The sequence below is a fragment of the Sphingomonas sp. ID0503 genome, assembly GCF_048565625.1.
Classification (GTDB): domain Bacteria; phylum Pseudomonadota; class Alphaproteobacteria; order Sphingomonadales; family Sphingomonadaceae; genus JBLZUR01.
On the sequence record NZ_JBLZUR010000002.1, the window covers coordinates 221,568 to 239,649 of the forward strand.

General features: G+C 65.7%; 17 protein-coding genes. 7 read left to right on the top strand and 10 right to left on the bottom strand.

The features are described from left to right. The first annotated feature begins 46 nt into the window (after nucleotides 1–46). Together ACM608_RS02070 and ACM608_RS02075 are read left to right on the top strand one after the other, a co-directional pair. The gene (locus tag ACM608_RS02070; protein ID WP_419681422.1) at nucleotides 47–2,776 is read left to right on the top strand and encodes a TonB-dependent receptor; all 2,730 of its coding nucleotides are present in this window, start codon (nucleotides 47–49) and stop codon (nucleotides 2,774–2,776) included. Between the two features lie 42 nt (nucleotides 2,777–2,818). Continuing rightward, the gene (locus tag ACM608_RS02075; protein WP_419681424.1) at nucleotides 2,819–3,757 is read left to right on the top strand and encodes a DUF7064 domain-containing protein; all 939 of its coding nucleotides are present in this window, start codon (nucleotides 2,819–2,821) and stop codon (nucleotides 3,755–3,757) included. A gap of 7 nt (nucleotides 3,758–3,764) precedes the next feature. Here the strand turns inward: ACM608_RS02075 and ACM608_RS02080 are convergent, their stop codons facing one another. Both ACM608_RS02080 and ACM608_RS02085 read right to left on the bottom strand, forming a co-directional pair. Further along, nucleotides 3,765–4,271, bottom strand: coding sequence for a hypothetical protein (locus ACM608_RS02080; RefSeq protein WP_419681426.1), 507 nt, complete (start codon nucleotides 4,269–4,271; stop codon nucleotides 3,765–3,767). Next, nucleotides 4,268–5,407 carry a phosphotransferase family protein gene (locus ACM608_RS02085; RefSeq protein WP_419681428.1) on the bottom strand — a complete coding sequence of 380 codons (1,140 nt, stop codon included), beginning with the start codon at nucleotides 5,405–5,407 and terminating at the stop codon, nucleotides 4,268–4,270. Before ACM608_RS02085 ends, ACM608_RS02080 begins: the two co-directional genes overlap by 4 nt. A gap of 364 nt (nucleotides 5,408–5,771) precedes the next feature. On the opposite strand from ACM608_RS02085, the gene ACM608_RS02090 reads away from it, so the two are divergent. The 5 genes from ACM608_RS02090 (at nucleotide 5,772) to ACM608_RS02110 (ending at nucleotide 11,116) form a co-directional block, all read left to right on the top strand. Next, complete coding sequence (locus ACM608_RS02090; protein ID WP_419681430.1) at nucleotides 5,772–7,034, top strand: aromatic ring-hydroxylating oxygenase subunit alpha; 1,263 nt, start codon at nucleotides 5,772–5,774, stop codon at nucleotides 7,032–7,034. Nucleotides 7,035–7,076: 42 nt separating this feature from the next. Continuing rightward, on the top strand, nucleotides 7,077–8,342 hold the full coding sequence (locus tag ACM608_RS02095) for an aromatic ring-hydroxylating oxygenase subunit alpha (protein ID WP_419681432.1): 1,266 nt from the start codon (nucleotides 7,077–7,079) through the stop codon (nucleotides 8,340–8,342). Beyond that, nucleotides 8,339–8,695: a hypothetical protein gene (locus ACM608_RS02100; RefSeq protein ID WP_419681434.1), complete on the top strand. Its 357-nt coding sequence runs from the start codon at nucleotides 8,339–8,341 to the stop codon at nucleotides 8,693–8,695. The genes ACM608_RS02095 and ACM608_RS02100 overlap by 4 nt, the downstream gene beginning before the upstream one ends. Nucleotides 8,696–8,764: 69 nt before the next feature. After that, nucleotides 8,765–9,553 carry an enoyl-CoA hydratase/isomerase family protein gene (locus tag ACM608_RS02105; RefSeq protein ID WP_419681436.1) on the top strand — a complete coding sequence of 263 codons (789 nt, stop codon included), beginning with the start codon at nucleotides 8,765–8,767 and terminating at the stop codon, nucleotides 9,551–9,553. Between the two features lie 3 nt (nucleotides 9,554–9,556). Next, nucleotides 9,557–11,116, top strand: a complete 1,560-nt coding sequence (locus tag ACM608_RS02110; RefSeq protein ID WP_419681438.1) for a class I adenylate-forming enzyme family protein — start codon at nucleotides 9,557–9,559, stop codon at nucleotides 11,114–11,116. 220 nt (nucleotides 11,117–11,336) lie between these two features. Here ACM608_RS02110 and ACM608_RS02115 read toward each other — a convergent pair whose 3' ends face one another. From ACM608_RS02115 to ACM608_RS02150, 8 genes are read right to left on the bottom strand one after another with little or no spacing between them, the layout of a single operon-like run. Further along, nucleotides 11,337–12,287, bottom strand: a complete 951-nt coding sequence (locus ACM608_RS02115; RefSeq protein ID WP_419681440.1) for an NAD(P)H-dependent flavin oxidoreductase — start codon at nucleotides 12,285–12,287, stop codon at nucleotides 11,337–11,339. Continuing rightward, on the bottom strand, nucleotides 12,280–13,125 hold the full coding sequence (locus tag ACM608_RS02120) for a MaoC/PaaZ C-terminal domain-containing protein (protein WP_419681442.1): 846 nt from the start codon (nucleotides 13,123–13,125) through the stop codon (nucleotides 12,280–12,282). Before ACM608_RS02120 ends, ACM608_RS02115 begins: the two co-directional genes overlap by 8 nt. A gap of 2 nt (nucleotides 13,126–13,127) precedes the next feature. Continuing rightward, nucleotides 13,128–14,045, bottom strand: coding sequence for an SDR family NAD(P)-dependent oxidoreductase (locus tag ACM608_RS02125; RefSeq protein ID WP_419681444.1), 918 nt, complete (start codon nucleotides 14,043–14,045; stop codon nucleotides 13,128–13,130). Nucleotides 14,046–14,055: 10 nt separating this feature from the next. Continuing rightward, on the bottom strand, nucleotides 14,056–15,234 hold the full coding sequence (locus tag ACM608_RS02130; protein WP_419681446.1) for an acyl-CoA dehydrogenase family protein: 1,179 nt from the start codon (nucleotides 15,232–15,234) through the stop codon (nucleotides 14,056–14,058). Continuing rightward, a complete protein-coding gene (locus tag ACM608_RS02135) occupies nucleotides 15,231–15,548 on the bottom strand; it encodes a hypothetical protein (protein ID WP_419681448.1) in 318 nt (105 codons plus the stop codon). Before ACM608_RS02135 ends, ACM608_RS02130 begins: the two co-directional genes overlap by 4 nt. Next, a complete protein-coding gene (locus ACM608_RS02140; protein ID WP_419681450.1) occupies nucleotides 15,545–16,420 on the bottom strand; it encodes an HpcH/HpaI aldolase/citrate lyase family protein in 876 nt (291 codons plus the stop codon). Before ACM608_RS02140 ends, ACM608_RS02135 begins: the two co-directional genes overlap by 4 nt. Then, the gene (locus ACM608_RS02145; RefSeq protein WP_419681452.1) at nucleotides 16,417–16,869 is read right to left on the bottom strand and encodes a MaoC family dehydratase; all 453 of its coding nucleotides are present in this window, start codon (nucleotides 16,867–16,869) and stop codon (nucleotides 16,417–16,419) included. Before ACM608_RS02145 ends, ACM608_RS02140 begins: the two co-directional genes overlap by 4 nt. Then, nucleotides 16,870–18,081, bottom strand: a complete 1,212-nt coding sequence (locus ACM608_RS02150; RefSeq protein WP_419681454.1) for an acetyl-CoA acetyltransferase — start codon at nucleotides 18,079–18,081, stop codon at nucleotides 16,870–16,872. Nucleotide 18,082: the final 1 nt, after the last annotated feature.

Consider the following 18,082-nt stretch of genomic DNA (forward strand, 5'->3'; position numbering starts at 1 on the left):
GGAAACGTAAAAAATAGCGTCGGCGGTACAGGAGAGGAATTTGCCCATGAGGTCCAAACTGCTCTGCGGCATCGCCGCGGTTACCGTAACGTCCCTCCATCCTGCAGTGGTGAGCGCACAGGCGACACAGGTGCCGGACGGAAGCCAGTCCGCGCCGCCGCCTGCCGCTGGCGCGATGGAGACCGTTCCTCAGGATCAGCCGACTCGCTCCGTCGGCGTTCAGGCGGCGACACCGGCCAACACGGCTGATGTTGCGACCGGGGCGGAAGAGACCAACACCGCCCAAATCGCCGACATCATCGTGACGGCGACCCGCCGGTCGGAGAACCTGCAGAACGTCCCCGTCGCCGTCTCCGCGATCTCCTCGGCGGCGCTGAAGAACGCGGGCGTGTTCGAGACGTCGGATCTCAACCGATCGCTTCCCAACCTCCAGGTCTCCTCGCCCTATGGCAAGCAGCAGCCGAACTTCTCGGTCCGCGGCGTCGGCGTCGGTACGGAGTTCAACGCGAACGCGGCTTCGCCGGTCGGCGTCTATGTGGACGAGGTCTACCAGGCGTTCCGGTCCTCGCACGGCCAGCAGCTGTACGATCTCAACCAGATCGAAGTCGTGCGGGGACCGCAGGGGACCTTGTACGGTCGCAACACGACGGGCGGCGCGATCAACTTCATCACGCACGGTCCCTCGCTCGAAGGGCAGGAAGGCTACGTCACGCTCGGCTACGGTAACTTCAACCGGCGCGCGGCGGAGGGCGCGGTCGAGGTGACGCCGGTCGCGGATACCTTCGGCATCCGCATCGCGGGAACCTATGTCGATTCAGACCCTTACCTGCACAACATCCTGCCGGCCGGCTTGAACACCAGCGTTGCGGGCGGCGCATCGGGGCTGAACCGCAACAGTGGACGCAGCCCGGGCGGGTACAAGAGCACCGGTCTGCGCATCAGCATGCGTTTCAAGCCGAGCGAGGATCTGGACCTCGGCGTGAAGGTCTATGCGGGCGAGTCGATCGGCGGAACGGAGCCGCCGATTCCCACCGGGCAGTCGAAGAACAGCGACGTGATCGACTATACCAGCCCCACCTTCCTACTGGGTGGCCTGTTCTCGAGCCTCGCCCCGACGGGGCTCGTCCCAACCTCGTACAGCCGGGATGCGCGCGGGCTGAAGGAGCGGCAGCTGGAACTCGACACCATCGGCTCCGCCGAAAGCAGGGCGCGCGGCGCGGTGTTCAACGCCAAGCTTCGCCTCAGCGACACGCTCCGCCTGATCAACATCACGGGATATGATGACGGCGAGTATCTGCAGACCTCGACCGACTGCGACGGATCGCCGTTGCGACTGTGCGCCATCGGTTACGGATCGAAGTTCCACGCCTTCAACCAGGATACGCGCCTGGATTTCACGTCCGGCAAAGTGAAGTTCATCGTCGGCGGCTTCTACGGCAAGGATGTCGTCACGACCGACAACCGGCCGGACTTCTTCAATCTGCTGAGCGATGTCCGGACGGCGGTTGGCCTACCGGCCAGCTATTTCAATCCCGGTGGCAATTTCAACGGCACCATTCTTTCGGCGACGTCGCTGCCGACCGGTATTCGCGCCGAGAACCACTTCCGGCAGACCCGCTCCTCCCTAGCGGCCTATGGCGAGGGCAGCTACCAGATCACCGACACCCTGAAGATCACGGCGGGCCTTCGCTACACGAAGGACAAGAACCGGTTCAAAGACGGCCTGACCACCTATTACGACGACGCCGGCGTGGCGCGTCTGGTCAGCGTGTCCGGGTTCCAGCAGGGCGGGGCCTTCGCCCCGTACTTCCTGCAACCGGTTCTGAACGAGGCGGGCGAAGTGGTCGTGCCGGCCTATTCCAGTCTCGGCCTCGCGCCGCCTACGCCGCTGGAGCGCAAGGGTTCGTCCAACCGCCTGTCCGGTCGCGCGATCATCGATTGGAAGCCGACCGACCGGACCCTGCTCTACGCCAGCTACAGCCGTGGCTATCGCGCGGGCACGTTCAACGGTCTGGCCTATGGCAGCGCCAACCAGGTGTATTTCGTCCCGCCCGAAACGGTGAATGCCTATGAGGCCGGGTTCAAGTCGCGCTTCTTCGACAACCGGTTCCAGCTGAACGCAGCCGTGTTCTACTACGATTACAAGGGCCAGCAGGGTCAGGTGGTGGACGCGACCGCGACGGCGAACCTGATCTCGCTGGACGGCACGCTGAAGGGGCTGGAGGTCGATGCGCAGCTCGTCGTCACCCGCCGCCTGCGGTTCAGCGCCGCCTTTGGCCTGCTCGATTCCAGCTATAAGGACGGCGACTGCCCCTCCACCCCTGTCACGGGCTTCCCGGCGCAGATCGGCAGCTGCGTCGTGTCATCGGGCGGTGCGGTCAGCGTCGCGGGCAATCCGTTCCCCTTCGCGGCGAAGAGCTCGGTGAACCTCGGCGGCGACTGGGATGTGTTCGACATCGGCGAGGGCAAGTTCACCCTGCATGCCGACGCATCCTATACGGGCCGCTTCTACTATGACTCGTTCAAGGACTACAGCCGGCCGCCGCTCACCAGCGTCACGACGGGCAAGTTCGCCAATGGCGAGGGCAATTACTGGGTGGTCAACGCCCGCGCCACGGCAACGATCGGGCAGGTGTCGATCTCCGGCTGGGTCAAGAACCTGACCGACACCGTCTACTATCCGTACGGCATCGCACTCGAAAACCTGTTCGGCAATGGCTATCGGGCGCGGAATGAGCCGCGCACCTATGGCATCGACGCCACCGTCCGCTTCTGACGATCGAAGTCGCGATTGGCCGGCCTGTAGAGAGGATCTAGAATGAACGCTGCGACATCCCTTTGCAGGCTTGCCCGTCCGGGGCTGGCCGTGGACCCGATCCACGACAATCGCCACAGTCTGCCGGATCTGCCCACCGCGCGGGAATCCAGCCCCTATCTGTTGCACCTGCCCGATGAAGGGATCGCCTGCTTCACCTATACCTGGGTGAACGGGAACAGCGAGGCGGGGGCGGCGCTCGCGATCTTCGGGCCGGGCGTGGGCGCGCCGATCGAACAGAAGCTCGCCGACCGGCCGATCCCGCGCGATGTCGACTGGCGCGACTGGCGCATCGAAGGTTTCGAGATGCGGCAGGACGTGCAGTTCGGCCATGCCGATGTCCGCTGGGAAAGCGCCGAGGCGCTGGTGGAGTTCAGCTTCGACGCGTTCCACCCGCCCTATGCCTATGGCACCAACGCGGAGGGTTGCCCGTCTTACGCCGCGACCGACCGGATCGAGCAGAGCGGGCATGTCGCCGGTCGCTTCGTCCTGGCGGGTCGCGAGATACCGTTCACCACCGTCGGCCATCGCGACCACAGCTGGGGCACGCGCGACTGGGGCGCGTTCCAGCATTACAACTGGTTCCAGGGGCAGAGCGCCGACGGCACGTCGATCCACTGGTGGCGCTTCCTCGTCCACGGGCGGATGCATCTGCGCGGCTATGTCGTGAAGGACGGGCTGATGGCGGAGGTCACCGACGTTCAATCCGACGTGACGTTCGATGAGGCCCTCTGGCAGCAGCGGCTGACCGCCACCGTGACTGACGAAGCGGGACGGCGCACCGAGGTGACCGCCGAGTTCTACGCGCACTACACGCTCCGCGCCGACGCGAAGCTGCACCTGCGCGAAGGCGCTGCGCGCGCGACCTTCGACGGGCGGCCGGGCAATGGCTGGCTGGAGGTGGCTTGGCCGCCCGCCTATCTCGAACACGCCGCCCGCTGAGGAACCCTCAGGCGAGCAGTTCGGCGATCGGCGGCACTTCGGCCTCGCAATGGTCGAAGCCCGCCGAATTGAACCAGCTCCGACTCCGCAGCGACTGCCGCTCCGAAAAGGCGAGGACGGCCCCATCGACCTGCCGCCGATAGGCAGGGTCGCCATCTGCCGCCGCCGCGCGCATCAGCCTTTCGAGCGAGAGCCCCAGCTGGTGGAAGGCGGCGCGGTCGTCTGTCGCATCCCTGGCCTGCGCGCGATCGGCGGCAAGCGTCTCCGCCGCCGCCATCGTCTGCGGCCCGCCCGCCGCCTCCGGCAACCCATCGACGATCTGCGCGAGATCGTTCAGGCAGGTGCGGTGATAGGCGCCAATCATCGGCATATGTTCGATCAGCATGGCGAGTTGCGCCGCCATCACGCCGCATTGCTCGACCGCCAGCGCGTTGTTCGGGTCGATGGCGGGGACGATAACTTGGCTGAAGGTGTTGAGGACGCTTTGGAGGCGGATCGCGGGGTCCGGGGTCATTCGACATGTCCCTTCAAAAGCTTGCAAAGCGTGTCCGACATGCCCGCCGCGCAGGAGGCCAGGAAGGCGAGCAGGGCGTTCTGGTGATTGGTGCCGTCGCGCGCAGCGCGGATGGACGACGCATGGTTCATCCCGATCAGCTTGTAGCTGGTCAGCACGCAATACCAGTGCAGCACCTTCGGATCGACGACCCGGCCGGTCAGCGCGCTATATTCGCGTATCAGTTGCGAGATGGGGAACATCGACCCCGCCATCAGCTCGCCTTCGCTGTTGCGCGTTCCGAACAGCGGCTCGAAATTATAGGCGAGGTCTTCGTGGAAGTCGCCGATATGGGCGAGTTCCCAGTCCAGCACGGCGGTGATCTGCAGGCTGTCCTCGTCGAACAGGAAATTCCCGATCCGATAGTCGCCGTGAAGCAGCACCGGCTCCTCACAGACCGGCAGGTGATCGTAGAGCCACGTTTCTGCCAGGGTCAGCAGGGGCAGAGCGTCGATCTGCTCCAGCTCGCGCACCTTCGTCCAGTAGTTGACCTGCCAGAGCGCGGCGTCGGTCGTGCCCGCACGCGGTCGTGGATAGTCGGGCAGCGATGCCGACCCGAGGTCCGTCGCGTGGATCGAGACGAGATGGCGGATGAACTGCGGCGTCAGTGCAGCGCCCACCCGGTCGCCCATCGTCGCGCGAACGCCGGACGGGCCGCTCGTGCTGGCGCTCGGCTTGGTCACGCCGCCGACGAAGCCGGTGATCATCGCCGGCTGTCCCATGGCGCTGCCGTCATCGACGCACAGGACGGGCGGGACCGGCACGACCCCGGCAACCGCGCGAAGCACCTGCGCCTCGCGCGCGCGGCAGGTCTCGATGATACCCTCCAACGGGTCCATGCGGAGGACGCAGCGGGCGAACTGCGGCGGCACATCGCCCTCCAGATCGAAGACGAACTGTTCCTTGGACGCGCCGCCGCCCATTCGGCGGACATTGCGCGCGCGCGCCGGGATGGCTTCGCGGGCAAAGAGATGTTCGAGGCCGGTGACGACTTCTTCCACCGTCTTCGGAATGTATCTTACCGTGCGCGGACGTGCGGCCTTCGTCTCCAGCAGTTCCAGCAGGCGCGATTCGATCGCCTCACGCGTGGCTTCCACGGCTCATCCTTCCTGCGCCGCGCTGGGCGCGCTCCTATCGCTTCACATCCGCCTCTTTCGGGCGGGTAGGCCGTAAACAGCCTAACCATTAGGTCAGGATGCGGCAATGGGGTTGTGAGGCTCGACGCTTGATGTCCACGGCGGAAGCGCCAAGATCGGCGGGTTCGTTGGCGTGCTTCGCCGACCGACTGTGTTTGACAGACTGGTCAGTCTTCCGGCACTATACGTGAAGGACATACGCGCTGGATCACGACCGGCCCGAGTCTGTGAGAGGAAACATGCAGGCTGCCGTTCACGCCTACCGGTTCTGCAATACGAGACCGCTGGAGTCGCGACGCCTGCCCGGCCTGTTGGAGGCGCGACGATGAACGAGATGGTGGCCGATTTTCGCGGGCCGACGACGAATTTCACCGCGCTCATGGACTTGCCGACCGGGCCGGTCCCGACCGAACCCTACCGCTCGCCCGCCTATTTCGAGCTGGAGCGGGAGCGCATCTTCAAGCGCGCTTGGCTGTGCCTCGGCCGGGAGGAGCGGCTGGAGAAGCCGGGCAGCTATTTCGTCCAGCCGATCGAGGTCGCCAAGGCGTCGGTGCTCGTCTGCCGCCAGAAGGATGGATCGATCAAGGCGTTCCACAATGTCTGCGCGCATCGCTCGAACACGCTGGTGCTCGATACCGAAGGGACGGCGACCCGCTTCGTCTGCCGCTACCACAACTGGACCTACCGCAATGACGGCGCGCTGGCCGGCGTGCCGGACGAGCGCAACTTCTTCGGCCTCGACAAGAAGACCTGCGGGCTGAAGTCGATCGCCACCGAGACCTGGGAAGGCTGGATCTTCATCAACCTCCAGCGCGAACCGGAAGTCAGCCTGGCCGAGTTCCTCGGCGACTTCGGCGAGCAATATCGCGGCATTCCCTATCAGAACGCGAACAAGTCGATCCTCTACGTCTCGCATCTCAACGCGAACTGGAAGGTGATCGCCGACGCCTTTGCCGAAACCTACCACATCCCCGCGATCCACCCCGAGACGATCGGATCGACATTCGCGAGCAAGGAAAACCCCTATGCGCGCCCGATCAGCGCGCAGGGTTGGGGGCCGCATCGCTCGGTATCGACCTATGGCAACCCGGAATACGCCCCGCCGGAGCGCGCGCGGGTCGAGCGGCTGGCCTATAGCAGCATCGCGACCGGCAACGTCCTGTCCGCCGCCGGGCTCGACGACATGGACGTGTTCCTGAAGCATCCGGCTATCAATCCAACCAAGTCGCAGCATTGGGCGGTCGACGTCACCTGGCTGTTCCCGCATTTCCAGTTGGATGTGTCGCCGGGTGGATTCTGGACGCATCACTTCTGGCCGGTCACCTACAACAGCACCCGCTGGGAAGCGCGCTTTCACATGCCGGATGCGCAGGATGTGTGGCAGCGCCTCCAGCAGGAGCACTACATCGCCCGGCTCGGCGAGATCCTGCTGGAAGACGTCGGCAATACGGAGCGCACGCAACAGGGCCTCGAATCCGGCGCGCACGACACGATGCCGCTGCAGGATGGCGAAGTGATGATCCGCCACAACCTGCATCACGTTCAGAAATGGATCGATGCGGAGACGGCCAGGGACGCGCTGGCGTGATCGCCGGCTGACTGACACGATAGATTTGGGGAGACTTGGACGATGGGTGCCGAACATCAGCGTTTCGCGACAGGTTCGCGCGGAGACCTGACCGAGGCGGCGGGACTGGCGACGACCCCGGTTCCCCTCGAACCCTATCGCTCGCGTGCCTTCTTCGAGCTTGAGCGGGATCGCATCTTCAAGCGGGCATGGCTGATGCTCTGCCGCGAAGAGGAACTGCCGGAGGTCGGCAGCTATGTCGTCCGCGAGATTCGCCCCTGCAACGTCTCGACGCTGGTGACGCGTTCGAAGAACGGCATTCAGGCGTTCTACAACAGCTGCTCGCATCGCGGCAGTCAGGTGGTCAACGCGCCGCAGGGCAAGTCGGCGCGGTTCGTCTGCCCCTATCACAAATGGACCTATTCCAGCGACGGTCGCCTTATGGGCATCACCGACGAATCCAATTTCTTCGAGGTCAACAAGGCCGATTGCGGCCTGACCAAGATGTCGACCGGTGTCTGGGAAGGCTGGGTTTTCGTGAACCTGCAGCGTGAGCCGGAGGTTTCGCTCGACGAGTTCCTCGGCGACCTGAAGCAGCATCTCGCCGGCTTCTACTATCAGGGCGCGGAGAACCCGGTCGTCTTCACCGCCGAACTCGACGCCAATTGGAAGGTTGTCGCCGACGCGTTCATCGAGACCTATCACATTCCGCATATCCACCCGGAGACGATCGGGACCACCTTCGCGTCGGCCGTGAACCCGCATTCTCGGCTGCTGAGCGCCACGCAGCTGAAGCCGCATCAGGCCGTGTCGATGTTCGGCAATCCCGACTACGCGCTGGACCCGAATAACAAGGTCGAGGCCCTTGCGGCTGCGGCGGCAGGCGAATCCGGTAACGTCATCTCTGCGGCCACCAAGGAAGATGCCGCACGCTTCCTCGCACATCCGGCGATCAACCCGACGCGATCGACGCATTGGTCGATGGACGTCAATCACATCTTCCCGCACGTCCATATCGACACCGGACCCGGCGGCTTCTGGGTCCACCATTTCTGGCCGGTATCCGAGAACACATCCTTCTACGAAGGCCGCTTCTACATGAAGCAGGCGACCACGATCCAGGAACGGTTCCTGCAAGAAATCTACATCAACCGTGTGGCGGAGGTCGTGCTGGAGGATCTGGTCAACGTCGCGCGGACACAGGCCGGTATCGACAGTTGCGGCAAGGAAAGCATGCAGCTTCAGGACAGCGAAGTGGCCATCCGCTATTCGGTGGATCAGGTGCTGAAATGGGTCGCGGCGGACAGCGTTGCGGAGGCGCTGGCATGATCGCGACAGAGACGGCGACCCGCCTTCCGGACGGGTTCGAGGAGCTGGAGCCTTTCGTCGGTAAATGGGCGGCGGAGAATACCGAGCGCCGGATCCAGATCCGATCCGAGTCCACGATGGAGGACATCCAGGCCTTCTACGATGCGATGACGGAGCGTGCTGCCGAGGCGATGAACCATGTCGCCAAGTTCCCGCTGCACGATCTTCCCCCTCAGGAGGCGACGTTGAGCAAGCTGCTGCTGGCCCTCGCCAGTGCGGCGACCGCGATCGAGATCCATGGTCAGCCGGTGGCACCGGGCGCGGTCTACCCCAACAGCATCCGGCTGGTTCGGGGAACGGCGCCGTTTGGCTGAGTAATCCGCCAAAGACGGCTTGACCCTCCCGAACGATGTCGTAAACTCGTTCACAAAATAGGAGGGGCTATGACGTTCGCGAAGCTTTCGCTCTCGGTCGAGAACGGTCTGGCGCGTTTGACGCTGACCGATGCGGCGCGCGGCAATCCGATCGACGACATCCTCTGCGGCGAATTGTCGGAGGCGGCGATCCGCTTGTCGGAGGACGCGGAAGTACGCTGCGTCTTGCTGACCGCGGAGGGTAAGGCGTTCAGCTATGGTGGCGATATCGCCGCTTTCACCAGCGACCTCGACGATCTTCCCCGCAACATCAAGCGGTGGACGACGACGCTGCATAGCGCGATCGCGCGGCTTCAGCGGATGGACGCACCGATCGTCACCGCGGTCCAGGGCGTTTGCGCCGGGGGCATGTCCGGCTTTGTCGCCGGCAGCGACATCGTCGTTGCAGGTGAGGATGCCCGCTTCGTCGCCGCCTATGCCGGCATCGGTTTCAACTGCGACGCCGGCTCCTCGATCATGTACACCCGCCGCATGGGCGCGGGACGCACACGCCGCTTCCTACTGCTGAACGAGACGCTGAGCGCGGAGGAGGCGCTGGCGGTCGGGCTGGCGGACAAGGTCGTGCCGAGTGCGGACCTGATCGCGGAGGCGACCGCCATCGCCACCAGGCTGGCGAACGGGCCGACCAAGGCCTTCGGAGAGATGCGCCGCCTGCTGCTGTCGGTCCACGATCAGCCGCTGGAAACCCAGCTTGAGCTTGAGGCTCAGGCGCTCGCGCGGAGTGCCGGGACGGAGGACGCGCGGGAGGCGCTCACCGCCTTCGCGCAGAAGCGCAAGCCGACGTTCCGGGGAGCTTGAGCCATGTGGGCCTACCCGGAAATCCGCATCCTCGGTCAGTATCCGACCTACTGGGCGCGCCATGACCCCAGCCGCGCGGCGCTGCGAACGGCAGACGAGACGCTGGACTTCGCGGGGTTTGAGCGGTTCGCCAACCAGGTCGCCCATTGGCTGAACGACGGCATCGCGGCGCAGGGCCGGCTCGTCGGCTTCATGGGCCGCAACAGCATCGACTTCTACGGCGCGCTGTTCGGTTGCGCGAAGACGGTCAGCGGTCTGGTCATCTACAACTGGCGTCTCGCGCCGGCCGAGCTGGCGGCTCAGATCGCCGACAGCGGCGCGCGGCACGTCATCCTCGAACGCGAATGCGAGTCTTTGTGGTCGCAGGCGCTGGCCCTGCTGGAGAACCCGCCCGAGGCGATCTGGATCGATGCCGAGCGTGATCTGCGCTCGATCGTGGCTGGATTCGCCACCGACGAGCCGGCGGCGCAGCCCTCGCTCGAAGACGTCGCGTTCCAGCTTTATACGTCCGGCACCACCGGCCGCCCCAAGGGCGTGATGATCAGCCACGGCGGATCGAACATGATGCGCTTGAGTGAGCATCTCGAACCCGCCTTTGACTGGCAGGCGGGCGACAGCTTCGTCAACGCCCTGCCGAACTTCCACCTCCTCCACATCGGCATCATGCTGCAATGCCTGTATAACGGCGTCGCCATCGACATCGTTCGGCAGTTCGAACCCGCCGTGGTGCTGGAGGCGATCGACCGCAGGCGGCCAACGCTGCTGACGCTCACGCCGACGATGCTGCAGATGTTGCTGGATCATCCTGCGGCGGCGGCGACCGACTTCTCGTCGATCCGCCTGACCCTCTACGCGGGGTCCCCGATCTCGCTCGGCCTGATCAAGCGGGCGATCGCGTCGATGCCGGGCCAGTTCATGCAGTTCTACGGCTCGACGGAGGCGGGTGGCGCCACGTCGATCCTGCGTCCCGACGAACATGATTTGACCAGCGAGGAGAAGCTCAAGAGCTGCGGCCGGCCGCTGCCTCTGATCGAGTTCCGCATCGTCGATGGCGACGGCAATCCGGTGGCGGATGGCGAGCCAGGCGACCTCTGGATCCGTCAGCCGTCGATCACCACCGGCTATTGGGGCCAGCCGGAACTGACCGCCCAGGTGCTGAAGGACGGCTGGTACAATAGTGGCGACATCGCCCGCCGTGACGAGGAAGGCCTCTACTACATCGTGGACCGGGCCAAGGACATGATCGTGTCCGGCGGCGAGAACATCTATTCCGCCGAGGTGGAGAATGTCCTGTCGACCCACGCGGCCGTGGCCGGCGTCGCAGTGATCGGTGTGCCGGACGCCCGCTGGGGCGAATGCGTGAAGGCGGTCGTCATCACGCGCGCCGGCCATGACAGCGACGAGGCGGGCCTCATCGCCTACTGCCGACAGCATCTCGCCGCGTACAAGGTGCCGAAGAGCGTGGACTTCGTAGACGCCTTTCCGCTCGTCCCCTCGGGCAAGGTGTCGAAGAAGGACCTTCGCGCCACCTATTGGGCGGGACACGAGCGCAGCGTCGCATAGTCGCGAACGCAGAGCAGATCGAAGCTCTGCCAGCTTTTCCTTCCGATGTAGGAAAATAAGTGCTTTGCCGCTGCTGGCTCTTTCGATCGTCTATAATGCCTCCCGCGTGCGAGCGCGCGCAGGCGGGCGCGGGCGCACGCGTTGAGGGGCGACCTTTGAGACTTTCCGGGCCGTTCGCCAGTCCGTGGCCGCCAGCGACCCTCCTGGCAGTCCGTCGCGCTTAGGCGGGCATCCTCATTGCCCGGCGGGCAGCGGCGTAATCCTCCGCGAGCCGGTCGATATACGCGGTGGCCGACTCGACCCGCTTGATCGCGCCGATCCCCTGGCCGGCGCTCCAAATGTCGCGCCACGCCTTCTGGTTCGATCCGCCACCCTTGATGTTGATCGCGGCACCTTCCGGCCTCTTCAACTCCGCAGGGTCGAGGCCGTTGGCGAGGATCGAGGGCAGCAGGAAGTTCGCGTCGACCCCGGTGAAGCAGTTGGTGGTGACAATGTCGGCGGCGGCACTGTCAACGATCATCTGCTTGAACCCGTCCTGCGTGTTCGCCTCGGTCGAAGCGAGGAAGGGGGAGCCGATATAGGCGAGGTCCGCGCCCAGCACTTCGGCCGCCAGCACGGCGCGCCCGGTGGCGATGCAGCCGGACAGGATCAGCAGCCCGTCCCACCATTCCCGGATTTCGGCGGCAAGCGCGAAGGGGGAGAGCGCGCCGGTATGGCCGCCCGCGCCAGCGCCCACGGCGATGATCCCGTCCACGCCCATCTCCGCGCATTTCCGCGCGTGACGGTCCTTCACCACGTCCTGGAAGACAAGGCTGCCGTTCGCCTGCAGCGTGCGGACGAGATCCGGGTTGGCGGCGAGTGCCAGGACGACGATCGGCACCTTGTGGCGCAGCACGACGTCGAGGTCGGCTTCAAGCCGGTCGTTGGAGGCATGCGCGACGAGGTTGATGCAATATGGCGCGTCCCCCACCGCCTCGCGGATGCGGGCGATGTCCTCGTCCAGCGCGGCGGTGCTGCGCGGATTGAGCGCGGGCATCGCGCCGACGATACCGGACGTGCACTGCGCGATCACGAGGTCCGCTGTCGATGCGATGAACATCGGCCCGGCCATGACCGGCAGGCGGAGCCGTGCGCGGAGATCTGCGGCAGGCGAAGGGCGCTGGTCAGCCAATGGTCATCACTCCCCGGTCAAGAACAATGCGGTCGCCGACGTTCGCGGCGAACGCGAAACCATCGTCGGTCCGCCAGATGGAGAAGGCGAGGGTGTCGCCCGGCATCACCACGCCCGCGAACCGACAACCCAGCGTCGTGATGCTCGACGGGTCGGCCCCGGTTGCACGCGCGACCGCGATGCCGGCCATGCCGTAGGAGGCGAGGCCCTGCAGGATCGGTCGGTCGAAGCCCGCCGTTCTCGCGAAAGCGGGATCGAGGTGGAGCGGGTTCCAGTCGCCGGACAGGCGATAGATCAGCGCCGCGCGCCGGCTGGTCGGCACCGAACACTGGTAATCGGGGACGCGGGCGGGGACGGGATCGTCCTGCCTGGCAGGCGCGGGACCACCGAAGCCCCCGTCTCCGCGCAGCAGCAGCGTCTGCCGCAGCTCGCAATGAAGCGCACCGGACTGCGCATCGGCGATCTGGCGCGCGACGGTCAGCACCGCACCGCGACCCTCACCGCGATCGGTGAGCGACTCGACGCCGCCGGTGCCGATGATCTCGCCCTTCGGAGGGAGCGGCGCATGGAAGCGGGCGAACTGTTCGCTGTGGACAAGCCGCTTGAAATCCACGCCGAAGCGTTCGTCGCGTATCCACATGCCCGGCGAGGCGAGGGTGACCGCATAGCTCGGCAGCACGCGCAATTGACGCTCATCCAGAAAGGCGAGGTCAGCCGCGTCGCAAGGATCGGCACCGAGCCCCAGGCCCAGCGCGTAAAGAATCGCATCGCGCTCGGTATAGGCGTGCCGCGTCGGCGCGAAGCTGTGCGCGAGCAACGCCTCGGCATTCAGCGCCATCGTCAGACCGGATCCCAGGTGAAGACGTCGCCCGATTTGTGTAGCGGGTAGAAGTCGTTGCGGAATTGCGCAAACACCCGCTCGGCCACCGTCTCAGGCGTCCAGCCCTCAGCTGTATGCGCCGTCCGGATCGGGCGGGGCTGCGAGAACAGGTAGATCTCGTTGTTGCGGACGCCGAAGATCTGGCCGGTCACGTCCGCGCCCTCGTCGCTCGTCAGGGCCACGACGAAGGGGGCGATCTTCTCCGCCACCAGCTTCTTCAGGCCTTCGACGCGCTTCTGCTGCTCGGGCGTTTCGTTGGGGATCGAGCTGACCATCCGCGTCCAGGCGAAGGGGGCGACGGCGTTCGAGCGGACGTTGAACCGCTGCATGTCGATGGCGATCGACTTGGACAGGCCGACGATGCCGAGCTTCGCCGCCGCATAATTCGCCTGGCCGAGATTGCCGACCAGACCCGAGGTGGAGGTCATGTGGACATAGGCGCCCGAGGCCTGTTCCTTGAAGAAGGGGGCGGCCGCGCGGCTGGTGTTGAAGCTGCCCTTCAGGTGGACGGCGATCACCGCGTCGAAATCGTCCGGGCTCATGCGCGGGAAAAGCACGTCGCGCAGGTTGCCGGCGTTGTTCACGACCGCGTCGATCCGGCCGAACGCGTCCACCGCGGCCGTGACCATCGCGCAGGCGCCAGCAAAGTCGGCGACACTGTCGTGGTTGGCGATCGCCCGCCCGCCGGCTGCCCGGATCTCTTCGACCACCTGCTCGGCGGGGGAGGCACCTTCCGCCTCGCCCTCACCGTTGAGGGCGACGCCAAGATCGTTGACGACCACCGCCGCACCCGCGCGCGCGTATTCAAGAGCGATGCCCCGTCCGACACCGCGGCCCGCGCCGGTGACCAGCACGGCCTTTCCGTCCATCATCCCCATTGAAACGTCCTCAGTAGCTCTTTGGAAGGTCGAGCACCTTCTCGGCGATGAAGCTCATGATCAGCTGCTCGGTGATCGGGGCCAGGCGGGTCAGCGCGCTTTCGCGGTACAGCCGCTCCACGTGATATTCCTTGGCGTAGCCGAAGCCGCCATGCGTCGCGACCGCCTGCCAGGCGGCGTCATGGCAGGCGCGGGCGGCGAGGAACTTGGCGCTGTTCGCCTCCGCGCCGCAGGGCAGGCCCTGATCGTAGAGGCGCGCGGCCTTCTGGACCATCAGCCAGGCGCTCTCCAGATACATCCACTTCTCCGCGAGCGGATGCTGGATGCCCTGGTTCATGCCGATCGGACGATCGAAGACGACCCGCTCCTTGGCATAGGTAACGGCGCGGCGGAGCGCGTCGCGGCCAATGCCGATCGCCTCACAGCCGATCAGGATACGCTCAGGGTTGAGGCTGTGGAGGATGTAGCCGAAGCCCTTGCCCTCCTCTCCGATGCGGTCCTCATCGGGGATGAACAGGCCGTCGATGAAGATCGCGTTCGAATCGACCGCTTTGCGACCCATCTTCGGGATCAGGTGGACGTCGATCTTCGACCGGTCGAGATCGGTGTAGAAGATCGTGATGCCGTCGGTCGGCTTCTTGCAATCCTCCAGCTTGGTCGTGCGGGTGAGGAGCATGATCTTGTTCGCGACCTGCGCGGTGGAGGTCCACACCTTCTGCCCGTTGACGACATAGCCGCCCGGCACCTTTTCGGCGAAGGTCTTGATGCGGGTGGTGTTCAGCCCGGCGTCCGGCTCGGTAAAGCCGAAGCAGACCTGGTCCTCGCCGGAGACCAGCCGGGGCACCCAGCGCGCCTTCTGCTCATCGGTGCCCTTCACCACGATGGGATGCGGCCCGAACAGGTTGATGTGGATGGTGGACGCCGCCGCGAACCCGCCGCCGCAGGACGCGACCTCGTTCATCATGGTCATCGCCTCGGTCACGCCGAGGCCGGAGCCGCCATATTCCTCCGGCATGGTAATGCCCAGCCAGCCGCCGTCCGCCATCGCGCGGTGGAAGTCGCGCGGGAACTCGCCGGTATTGTCGCGGTCCAGCCAGTATTCGTCATCGAACGGCGCGCAGACCGCGCGCACGCCCTCACGGATCGCGTCCAGATCCTCGTCGGTCGGCAATGGCCTTGCCTCGCTCATGCTCGCACGCCTCCGATACGCTTGAAGAGTTCCGGTCCCCGCCAGAGCAGCCAGGCGGCGGGAACGATGTTGCCCATCGCACAGGTCAGGATGAACAGGCCGATGGTGAAGCCCAGCCGCCGCTCGAACGCGTAGACGATCAGCGCGAACAGCAGGAAGCCGCAATAGACGTCGGCCCAGACGAACACGCCCCAGGCGCGCTGCCAGACATAGAGCTGATCGGCGATCACATCGCCTGTCGCGAAGGCATAGAGCACGAACGCCGTCAGGAAGACGATCACGCCTATGCAGATGATACGTGCAGTCGCGCTCATGCGGCTTCTCCAATGGCGGCGAGCGTCCGGCGTGCGGCCTTGAGATGGGGGATGTCGTACATCTTGCCGTCGATCCCCAGCGTGCCGGCATCCGGCGCGGCCGCGAACGCGTCCACGATCCGCCGCGCCATCGCGACCTCCGCTTCGGAGGGCGAAAAGCAGTGGTTGATCGTCGCGACCTGATCGGGGTGGATGGCGATGCGGCCGGTGAATCCGTCGCGGCGCGCCTCGCGGCAGGATTGTTCCAGCCCCTCGGGGTTGCGGAAGTCGGCGTAGAGCGTGTCGATCGGGGCCACGCCCGCACTGGCAGCGGCGTAGAGGCACATCGACCGGGCCTGCTGGTAAGGCCGCGTCCAGGCACCGTCGGCCTCCTTGTTGTCGGTCGCGCCGATCGCGGCGGCGAGATCCTCCGCGCCCCAGGTCAGGCCGACAAGGCGCGGATGGGCGGGTGCGTAGCTGCCCAGCGCGAACATCGCGGCAGGCGTCTCGGTCGCGACCACGGCGATCTTCACGGTACCGACCGGCATCCCTGCCTTGGCTTCGAGCGCGTCGAGATAATGGCCGATGCGCACAATGTCCTGCGCGCCGTCCACCTTGGGGATAAGGAGGCCATCGAGACCCGGCTTCACCACGGCGGCGAGGTCGTCGAGCGTCAGCCCGGTATCGAATGGATTAGTCCGCACGAAGAATGCCCAATCACGCGCCGCCCGATCGTCGAGCAGTTCGGCGACCTGCGCCCGCGCGCGCTCCTTCTGCGAGGGAGCGACGGAGTCCTCTAGGTCGAGGATCAGCACGTCCGCGCCTACGCCCGAAGCCTTGGCGAACTTACGCTCGCTGTCCCCCGGCACGAACAGCAGCGAGCGGAGCCTCATGCCGGTCGCGCCATCATCAGCGCCGCGCGGGTGGTGCGGCAGACAACCTCATCACGCTGGTTCAGGCCGACATGCTCGAAGGTAACGATGCCCTGGCCGGGGCGGGAGGCGGAGGGGCGCAAGGCCTTCACCTCCGTCTCCGACCGGATCGTGTCGCCCGCGAAGACCGGCTTCGGGAACACGGTATCGGTCATGCCCAGATTGGCGACGGTGGTGCCGAAGGTGGTCTCCTGCACGGTCAGGCCGATGACGAGGCCGAGAGTGAAGATCGAATTCATCAGCGGCCGGCCGAACTCGGTCGTCGCGCAATAGGCGTGGTCGATGTGGATCGCCGCCGGATTGTAGGTGAGCGAGGAGAACAGCATGTTATCCATGTCGGTGACGGTCCGGCGGATCTCGTGCCGAAACACGCGGCCGATCTCGAACTCCTCGAAGTAAAGTCCTGGCACTTAATCCGCTCCCTCGTTGAGGCGGCCGAGGATCGAGACCGCCGCGACGCTGTTATACGGCGCACCGCCGAGATTGTGAGTGAGGCCGAGGCGGACGTCATCCCGTTGCCGCTCACCCGCGCGGCCGCGCAGCTGGGTGTAGATCTCATAGGCCATGCGCAGCCCCGACGCGCCGACCGGGTGACCGAAGCATTTCAGGCCCCCGTCGATCTGACAGGGCAGGTCGCCGTCCCGATCGAAGCGCCCGTCGAGCACGTCGAAGGCGGCGCGCCCCTCGTCGGACAGGCCGAGGTCTTCCATCGTCACAAGTTCCGTGACCGAGAAGCAGTCGTGCACCTCGGTCAACGACAGGTCGCGGCGGGGATCGTCGACGCCCGCTTCGGCATAGGCCCGCTTGGCCGCCTCCCGCGTGTTGCGGACCGACGCGCCGTCCCACTCGCTGTACTGCATCTCCCATCCGTTGCTGGCCGACAGCTGGATCGCCTTGATCGTGACGGGGTTCTTCTGGCCGAGCGCCCTTGCGATTTCCGGCGTGGTGACGATGGCGCAGGCGGCCCCGTCCGACACGCCGCAGCAGTCGAAGAGGCCGAGCGGGTCGGCAATCATCGGTGCGCCGAGGATCTTGTCCATGTCCACCGCCTTGCGCAGATGCGCCTTGGCGTTGAGCGCGCCGTTCTGGTGGCTCTTCCACGAGACATGCGCCATCGCGCGCTTGAGATCACCGGGGTCGAGATCATGCCGCGCGGTATAGGCCCCGGCCAGCTGCGCGAAGGTACCGGGCGCGGAGCCATAGGGCATCCACAGATCGTTCGCGACGCCCTTCGTACGCAGCGGCAGGCCACCATAGCCAGTGTCCTTCAGCTTCTCGACCCCGAGGGCGAGCGCCACGTCCACCGCACCGGCCGCGACTGCATAGGTCGCAGCACGCAGCGCCTCGGTGCCGGTCGCGCACATGTTCTCGACGCGGGAGACCGGGATGTTCTTCAGGCGCAGCGCATGGGCGAGCGGCAGCGCACTGTTGCCGACATTGATGTCGTCGAGGGCATTGCCCATCCACGCCGCCTCGATCCGCTCGCGCTCGATGCCGGCGTCGGCGATCGCCTCCTCGAACGCCTCGACCATCAACTCGTCGGCACCCTTGTTCCAGTGCTCGCCGAAGGTTGTGCAGCCCATGCCGATGATCGCGACGCGATCCTTGATGCCGCTTGCCATG